Below are 7,742 nucleotides of genomic sequence, written 5' to 3'. Positions count from 1 at the left end.
ATTGATCCACAACGTGAAGTCGCAATAGCCAGCGTGTTGGTTGACGCAGCGATGCCGTTCAAGCCGAACCAGGGACTTCACAACCTGGATGCATTGTTGGGACATCCGGGCGAAACATTACCCTGGCTGGCGATTGCCGCCGCGACGCAGAACCTTCAACGCGGCACCGGGCCTCAGTTCATCTTCAACGGTGGCAGCTACGCCGAGGTGGGGCTTTGGAGCACGGTATTAACGCCAGTGCCAGCGCTTTCGAAGTAGGAATCTCGAATGCCATAGTCTGTTCCAGAGCAAGTGCCGCGACCTGACCGACGTCCGGTCCTACCTGCGCACCGAACTCAGTGCATCCCAGTTGCTCATGCCGTCCGGTCGAGGTACCTCCTTGGAGGAATAGGTTCACATTGTATTTCGGTTCAGGCTTGGGCCGATCTTCATCTACGGGAAGGCTGGCTATGGCCCATCTGACGCAACGCACTTTCGAACCGCTGAACATCGCCGTACTGACCATCAGCGACACGCGCACCGCGGATACCGACACCTCGGGGCAGACCCTCAGCGACTTGCTGCAAACCGCCGGGCATGTGCTGATCGACCGCGATCTGGTCAAGGACGATATCTATCAGATCCGCGCCAGACTCTCGCACTGGATCGCCGACCCCAAGGTCCAGGTGGTGCTGATGACCGGTGGCACCGGTTTCACCGCGCGTGACAACACACCACAAGCAGTGCTGCCGTTGCTGGACAAACAGGTGGACGGTTTCGGCGAGTTGTTCCGCCAGGTGTCGCTGGCGGAAATCGGCATGTCCAGCCTGCAGTCACGAGCCCTCGCCGGGATGAGCAATGGCGTGCTGGTCTGTTGTGTGCCGGGCTCGCCGGGGGCTTGCCGCACCGCCTGGAACAGTATCCTCCTCGAACAGTTGGACAGCCGCACCGGCCCGTGCAATTTCGCGCCACACCTCAAGCCACAGGCGCAGCGAGCGATCGAGGCCTGCGAGGTGCGCTCATGAACGGCCGGGTCTGCGACAGCGGCCACCTGACACCAGTGGACCAGGCCATCGAACATCTGCTCGACCAGGCGCCGCCGCCGCCGGAGATTCAGACAATCGCCCTGGATCAGGCCCTTGGTCGGGTGCTGGCGCGGGATCTGACGGCGCCGCTGAGCCTGCCCGGTTGGGACAACAGCGCCATGGACGGTTATGCCTGCTGTGCCGCCGACCTGCCGCCGGGAGGCGGTTGGTTGACCCTGGGCGGGCGGATTGCCGCCGGGCAAGCGGCGGCGGAGCCTTTGCTGCCCCGGCAGGCGGCGCGGATCTTTACCGGCGCGCCGTTGCCGCCGGGAGCCGACACCGTGGTACCACAAGAGCATTGTCGGGCCAACGAAGGGCTGGTCTGGTTACCGGCGGCGATTGCCGGCGAGCATGTACGCAAGGAGGGCGAGGAGGTCCGCCGCGGCCAGTTGCTGCTCGGCGCCGGCAAGCGCTTGCGCGCCCAGGAGTTGGGTTTGCTGGCGGCTGTCGGGATCGCCCGGGTTGAGGTCTATCGACCGTTGCGGGTGTGCCTGTTGAGCAGTGGCGACGAGTTGCGCGAGCCGGGCCAGCACCTGGCGCCGGGGCAGATCTACAACAGTAATCGCTATTGCCTGTCGGCGTTGCTGCGGGGCTGGGGGATGGAGGTGTATGACTACGGGGTCATGGCCGATGAGTTGGCCGCCAGTCGCGATGCCTTGAGCCTGGCCGCCTCGGAATGCGATCTGCTGCTGACCTCGGGCGGCGTCTCGGTGGGCGAGGAGGATCATCTCAAACAGGCCATCGAGGCGCTCGGCAGCCTGGATTTCTGGCGCCTGGCGATCCAGCCGGGCAAGCCGTTGGCCTTTGGCACAGTGGCCGGCAAGCCGTGGCTCGGCCTGCCGGGCAATCCCTCGGCGGCGCTGATCACCGCCCTGGTGGTGCTGCGCCCGTTCCTGCTCAGGGCCCAGGGCCTGAGCGACGTGCTGCCACGACCACTGGCCCTGCCGGCGGGTTTCGACTGGTTGCAGCGCAACAAGCGCCGGCAGTATCTGCGGGCCCGGCTGGTGCCCAGGGCTGACGGCCAGGCATGGGTGGAACTGCATCCGCAGCAAAGCTCGGCCATGTTGACGGCGGCTTGTTGGGCCGATGGTTTGGCGCTGGTCGAGTGCGAACAGCAGGTGCGCAAGCACGACCCGGTCAGCTTCCTGTCCTTCGCCGAGCTGATGCAGTAACGGCAATTGATTGCCGTCAAGGCCGTGGCTGCCGGTCTCGCTAGACTGGCAGCGCATTGTCGATCGCCCCGGGCCTGCTGGCTACACGCAGTGCACGGGGGGCGAGACAAGTTCTTTCATGAGGATTACCCATGCAACTGGTCTGCCCGGCAGGGAATCTGCCTGCGCTGAAAGCGGCTGTGCGCCAAGGCGCCGATGCCGTCTACGTCGGCTTTCGCGATGACACCAATGCCCGGCACTTCGCCGGCTTGAACATGGACGACAAGCAGTTCGACGCGGCGGTCGCGCATATTCGCCAGCACCAACGCAAACTCTATGTCGCAGTCAACACCTACCCGCAGCCCGCGGGTTGGGAGCGCTGGCAGCGGGCGGTGGATCGCGCCGCCGACTTGGGCGTCGACGCGCTGATCGCCGCTGATCCGGGGGTCTTGAGTTATGCCAGCCAGCGTCATCCGCAACTGCCCCTGCACTTGTCGGTGCAGGGCTCGGCGACCCATGCCGGCGCGCTGGCGTTCTACGCGCAGCGCTACGGCATCCGCCGCGCGGTGTTGCCCAGGGTGCTGTCGTTGGCCCAGGTGCGCCAGGTCGCGGCGAGCAGTTCGGTGCCCATCGAGGTCTTCGGTTTCGGCAGTTTGTGCATCATGGCCGAAGGGCGCTGCCACCTGTCTTCCTATATCACCGGCGAGTCGCCGAACCTGTGCGGCGTCTGTTCGCCGGCCAAGGCGGTGCGCTGGAGTGAAGACGCCGAGGGTTTGAGCGCACGCCTTAGCGAAGTCCTGATCGACCGCTATAGCGCCGATGAACCGGCCGGTTATCCGACCTTGTGCAAGGGCCGGTTCCTGGTCGAGGGCAAGCGCTTCCATGCCCTGGAGGAGCCCACCAGCCTCGACACCCTGGACCTGCTGCCGGAGCTTGCGGCGATCGGGGTAGCCGCGGTGAAGATCGAAGGTCGCCAACGCAGCCCGGCGTATGTCGAACAGGTCACCCGGGTCTGGCGCGCCGCGCTGGATGCCTATCGCGCCCAGCCCCACAGCTTTGCGGTCAAGGACCAGTGGCGCCAGGCGCTGGCCGGTTTGTCCGAAGGCAGCCAGACCACTCTGGGTGCTTATCATCGAGCCTGGCAATGAGGGACTGGAAATGAAGCTCAGCCTGGGACCCGTGCTGTTTTACTGGGACAAAACGCAATTGGGGCAGTTTTACTCCGAGATGTCGGCCTTGCCCCTGGATGTGATCTACCTGGGGGAAACCGTGTGTTCGAAACGCCGGGCCTTTTCCCTCGATCAATGGTTGGGCCTGGGACGCGAGTTGCAAAGCTGCTCCCAGGCGCAACTGGTGCTGTCGAGCCTGACCCTGATCGAGGCCGCGTCGGAACTCTCCAGCCTGCGGCGCCTGTGCGACAACGGCGAGTTGCTGGTGGAAGCCAACGATATGGGCGCGGTGCAGTTTCTCGCCGAACGCCAGCTGCCCTTCGTCGCTGGCCCGGCGCTGAACCTGTACAACGGGCATGCCCTTGGGCAGTTGCTCGATTGCGGGATGATCCGCTGGGTACCACCGGTGGAGTGTTCGGCGGCGCTGATCCGCGCGGTGCTCGACCAGGTGCGCGAACTGGGCCGGGCGCTGCCGGAAGTCGAAGTCTTTGCCTATGGGCATTTGCCCCTGGCCTATTCGGCGCGCTGTTTCACCGCCCGCGCGCAAAACCGACCCAAGGACGACTGCCAGTTCTGCTGCATCGAATACCCTGATGGCCTGGCGTTGAGCAGTCAGGAAGGCCAGCCGCTGTTCACCCTCAACGGCATTCAGACCATGTCGGCCGAGGTCACCAATCTATTGGCCGATTATGCCGGGCTGGTCGCCTGCGGTGCCGATCTGTTACGCCTGAGCCCTCGGGCGCAGGGCATGGCCGAGGTGATCGCGGCCTATCAGCGGGTCCGCCAGGGCGAGACGCCACCGTTGTTTGTGGACGGCTGCAACGGCTATTGGCATGGCCAGGCCGGGATGTTGCGTGTCGAGGAGGTGGGCCTGTGTTGAATCGGAAAAAGTGGCTGTTGCGCGGTGCCGACCGCTTGCTGCCGTTGGTCCGCCGGGTGCCGTTCGGGCTGCAACGGCTGGCCTTGCAGCAGGGGCTCAACCGCTGTTTCGCCGAGCCGTTGAGTGAGGGTCGGTTCGACCTGTTGCGCGGCCGCTGGTTGTGCCTGCGGGTGCCCGACCTGGGGCTGACCTGGTACCTGACCCGAGGCCGCGAGGGCTTGCAGATTGCCGCGCGGGCCCGGGCCGATGTGACTATCAGCGGCAACTGGCGGGAGTTCCTGCTCCTGGCCAGTCGCCAGGAAGATCCGGACACGCTGTTCTTTCGTCGGCGCCTGGTCATCGAGGGCGACACCGAGCTGGGCTTGACCCTGAAGAACCTGATCGACAGCCTCGACCCCGAGGTCCTGCCGGCCTGGCTATGGCGCAACCTGGAACGTGCCGGGAAGGGCCTGGCGGCGGGCTGAGGCAGGTTTGAAGTGGTGGCGGGGGGCTTAACTGAGCGGCAGTGGGGCTGGCTGCCGGTCATGCTCAAGCAGTTGCCCGATCTCGGCAAACAGCTCCTCGGCCTGTGCCGGGCTGCAATCTTCGCCGTAGCGTTTGCGCACGCCGTGCTGGCTGAGGATCAGGTGCATATCGGCTCGCAGGCCATGCTGTTGCAGACAGCTTTCGACGCATTGCAGCGGGCAGCCGTCCAGCGCCAGGATCCGTCGTCCCGAGCGGGCCTTGTTGACCAGCGCGGCGACATGCCCGCCGACTCCGACGATGCAGGACATTTGCGCGAGGCCCTCGCGATCCAGGCGCAGGGCCAGGGTGTTGGCCAGTTGGGCGACGTTGGAGCAGCCTGAACAGGAGTAAACCAGAGGCAAGGATGAAAGGGGCATGAACGTTCTCCGCTGATGGACCCCTCCAGTGTGCAAGGCTGCCAGCGCCGCGCCTTGATTGCGATCAAGTCCGCCCGCGCCGGGGCTTGCGGGGGCCATGCGCTTCAGCTGGCGCCGCGCAGATGCTCCATGGCCCACACCGCCGCTTCGACCCGCGAGCGCAGGCCGAGCTTGTGCAGCAGGTTCTTCACGTGAACCTTGACCGTGCCTTCGGTGATGCCCAGCTTGTGGCCGATGACCTTGTTGCTCAGGCCGCCGGCAATGGTCTTGAGCACCTGGCGTTCGCGCTCGGTCAGCTCGACTTCGACCTGGCGTGGTGGCGAGCGCAGCGCCTGGGCCATAACCCGGGTCAGGCCCGGGCTGATCACCAGGGTGCCGTTCAGGGCATCGCGGATGTACTGGATCAGCAACTCGGGCTCCATGTCCTTGAGCAGATAACCGTCGGCATCCAGGCGCAGCGCATCGCGAATATCGTCTTCGGCGTCGGACACGGTGAACAGCAGGACCTTGCCCCGATAGTTCATGGCGCGCAGGCAGCGCAGGGTCTCGATGCCGTTCATCCGCGGCATGTTGTTGTCGAGCAGCACCAGGTCGGGTTGCAGCGGCTCGATCAGTGCCAGGGCTTCTTCGCCGTGACTGGCTTCGCCGACGATCAGGAAATCCTCTTCCAGTTCGAGAATCTGGCGGATGCCATGACGCATCATCGGATGGTCGTCGACCAGCAGGATCCGGTATTGCGAGGACAGTTTCATGTGAGGCTACCTTCTGTTGGCTGTCCGAGAAACTCCGGTCGGAACTCCATCTGGACAAGCGTGCCCTGGGGCACCCGGGAAAATATCTGGAGCTGTCCATGCAGGCTGCGGGCACGTTCCTTCATGATGTTCAGACCGTGATGCTCGCGTTGGTCGACGCTGCCGCTGAAGCCACGGCCATCGTCCTCGATTGACAGGCGCACGGTTTCGCCGTCCTGGCGCAGTTGCAGCCAGGCGTTCTGCGCATGGGCGTGGCGCAGGCAGTTGGAAAGTGCCTCGCGGGTGATCTGCAGCATGTGGATCTGCTCGCTGGCGGACAGTTCGAAGGCCAGGCTGTCGACGTGCAGGTGAACCTGGAAATCGCCCCGGCTGGAGAACTCCTCGGCCGTGTCCTGGAGCTCCTGGACCAGCCCGGCGTCGTGAATCTGCAAACGAAAGGTGGTCAGCAGTTCGCGCAACTGACGGTAGGCATTGTTCAGGCCCTCGCGCAGTTCGGCGGTGACGCTTTCCAGGGTCGCCACCGGTTCGCCACGGCGCATCAGGGTCTGCATGCGGCTGACTTGCAGCTTCATGTAGGACAGGGCCTGGGCCAGGGAGTCATGCAGTTCGCGGGCGATGATGGTGCGCTCTTCGAGCAGCAGCAGGCGATGGTCCTGTTCCCGTTGGCGTTTGAGCGAGAGCGAGGTGCCGATCAGGTTGGCCAGGGCCTGGATCAGCTTGGTTTCCCAGGCTTGCGGCGCGTGTCCGTCGACGAAGTGCGCCTTGAGCTCGCCCAGTTCACTGCCCTGGTTGCTGATGCTGAAGCTTTGCGGGTTGCCCTGGTGATGCTTCTGGCAGGTGGCGCAGTGACCGCCGGCACACACATCCCGGCTGTTGGCGCCATGCAGGACGAGCAGTTGCTGGGCCGGAGCCTGCAACCGGCCTTGCAGGCACAGCGACAGGCTCAAGCCGGGCAGGCGCTGCTGGAAGCGGCGGATCAGTTCATCCAGCCCTTCGGCATTGGCCAGGCGCGTGGCCAGGCTGCGACTGCTCTGATAGAGCAGTTCCAGGGCGGCATTGGCCTGTTGCAGGTTCAGGGTCTTTTGCCGGACCTGAGTCTCCAGGGTGCGGTGGGACTGCTCGATGGTCTCGGCCATGGCGTTGAAACTGGTGGCCAACTCTCCCAGTTCGTCCTGGGATTGATGGTTGACCCGTACCTGGAAGTCGCCACGGCGAAAACGCTGGGTCGCCTCCACCAGTTCCTTGAGCGGGGTGATCACCCCGTACTGCAGTTCGTAGAGCCCCAGCAACAGGACGATCATGGTGGTGAACAGGGCCGCGCCCTGGATCACCTGTTGCCAGGCTTGCTTGTGCTCGCTTTGGCGCTGCAGCAGGCTGACGAACTGGTTCAACTGTTCAACGAAGGGCGGAGCCCCGGCTTGAAACGAGTCGATATCACCACGCTCCAGCGCCGGGCGCAGATTTTCCTTCCAGTTTTGCTGGATCAGTTGGTAGCTGGCTTGCAGGTCGAGACTCGCGCCATCTTCCAGCACCGCCTTGAGTGGCTGGCTGGTGAGGCGTTGTTGCAGGCTGTCGGTGATGCCGTTGATTTCCGCGCTGCCGGCCCCCGCAGCCAGCTTCCAGCACAGGTGATAGGTCTCCATGCGCACCGAGCCGGCGGTGTTGATGGCGGCCGCGTCGCCCTGGCTGAACCAGGCGATGAGTCCGGCGCTCAACGAGCTGGCCAGGGCCAGCACGGCGATCAGGATCACCGCGAGCCCGGCGCGGGCGGGCAGGGAGCTGCGCAACCAGCGAATCATGGCTGTCGCCCTGGGGCAACGACGGGAACATCGGGCATATCGAACT

Annotated in this window: 8 protein-coding genes and 1 pseudogene; 6 read left to right on the top strand and 3 right to left on the bottom strand. The window is 64.7% G+C overall.

Annotated elements, in window-relative coordinates:
* The 6 genes and pseudogenes from M5B99_RS15420 to ubiT form a co-directional block, all read left to right on the top strand.
* Window positions 1–258: pseudogene (locus tag M5B99_RS15420) on the top strand (hypothetical protein); the annotation flags it as partial.
* Between the two features lie 191 nt (window positions 259–449).
* On the top strand, window positions 450–1,004 hold the full coding sequence (gene moaB / locus M5B99_RS15415; protein WP_248804859.1) for a molybdenum cofactor biosynthesis protein B: 555 nt from the start codon (window positions 450–452) through the stop codon (window positions 1,002–1,004).
* On the top strand, window positions 1,001–2,236 hold the full coding sequence (glp, locus tag M5B99_RS15410; protein WP_248804858.1) for a gephyrin-like molybdotransferase Glp: 1,236 nt from the start codon (window positions 1,001–1,003) through the stop codon (window positions 2,234–2,236). The genes moaB and glp overlap by 4 nt, the downstream gene beginning before the upstream one ends.
* 131 nt (window positions 2,237–2,367) lie before the next feature.
* Window positions 2,368–3,363, top strand: a complete 996-nt coding sequence (gene ubiU / locus M5B99_RS15405; RefSeq protein WP_248804857.1) for a ubiquinone anaerobic biosynthesis protein UbiU — start codon at window positions 2,368–2,370, stop codon at window positions 3,361–3,363.
* A gap of 10 nt (window positions 3,364–3,373) precedes the next feature.
* Complete coding sequence (locus tag M5B99_RS15400) at window positions 3,374–4,264, top strand: U32 family peptidase (RefSeq protein WP_248804856.1); 891 nt, start codon at window positions 3,374–3,376, stop codon at window positions 4,262–4,264.
* On the top strand, window positions 4,258–4,728 hold the full coding sequence (gene ubiT / locus M5B99_RS15395) for a ubiquinone anaerobic biosynthesis accessory factor UbiT (protein WP_191486970.1): 471 nt from the start codon (window positions 4,258–4,260) through the stop codon (window positions 4,726–4,728). Before M5B99_RS15400 ends, ubiT begins: the two co-directional genes overlap by 7 nt.
* Window positions 4,729–4,755: 27 nt before the next feature.
* Here ubiT and M5B99_RS15390 read toward each other — a convergent pair whose 3' ends face one another.
* The 3 genes from M5B99_RS15390 to M5B99_RS15380 form a co-directional block, all read right to left on the bottom strand.
* The gene (locus M5B99_RS15390) at window positions 4,756–5,145 is read right to left on the bottom strand and encodes a putative zinc-binding protein (RefSeq protein ID WP_248804855.1); all 390 of its coding nucleotides are present in this window, start codon (window positions 5,143–5,145) and stop codon (window positions 4,756–4,758) included.
* A gap of 104 nt (window positions 5,146–5,249) precedes the next feature.
* A complete protein-coding gene (gene narL / locus M5B99_RS15385; RefSeq protein ID WP_248804854.1) occupies window positions 5,250–5,897 on the bottom strand; it encodes a two-component system response regulator NarL in 648 nt (215 codons plus the stop codon).
* Complete coding sequence (locus M5B99_RS15380; protein ID WP_248804853.1) at window positions 5,894–7,696, bottom strand: HAMP domain-containing protein; 1,803 nt, start codon at window positions 7,694–7,696, stop codon at window positions 5,894–5,896. The genes narL and M5B99_RS15380 overlap by 4 nt, the downstream gene beginning before the upstream one ends.
* Between the last annotated feature and the right edge of the window lie 46 nt (window positions 7,697–7,742).

The organism is Pseudomonas sp. MWU13-2100 (genome assembly GCF_023242365.1).
Classification (GTDB): Bacteria; Pseudomonadota; Gammaproteobacteria; order Pseudomonadales; family Pseudomonadaceae; genus Aquipseudomonas.
Note: the sequence above shows the minus strand (reverse complement) of the source record. Positions and strands in the feature narration are given on the sequence as shown.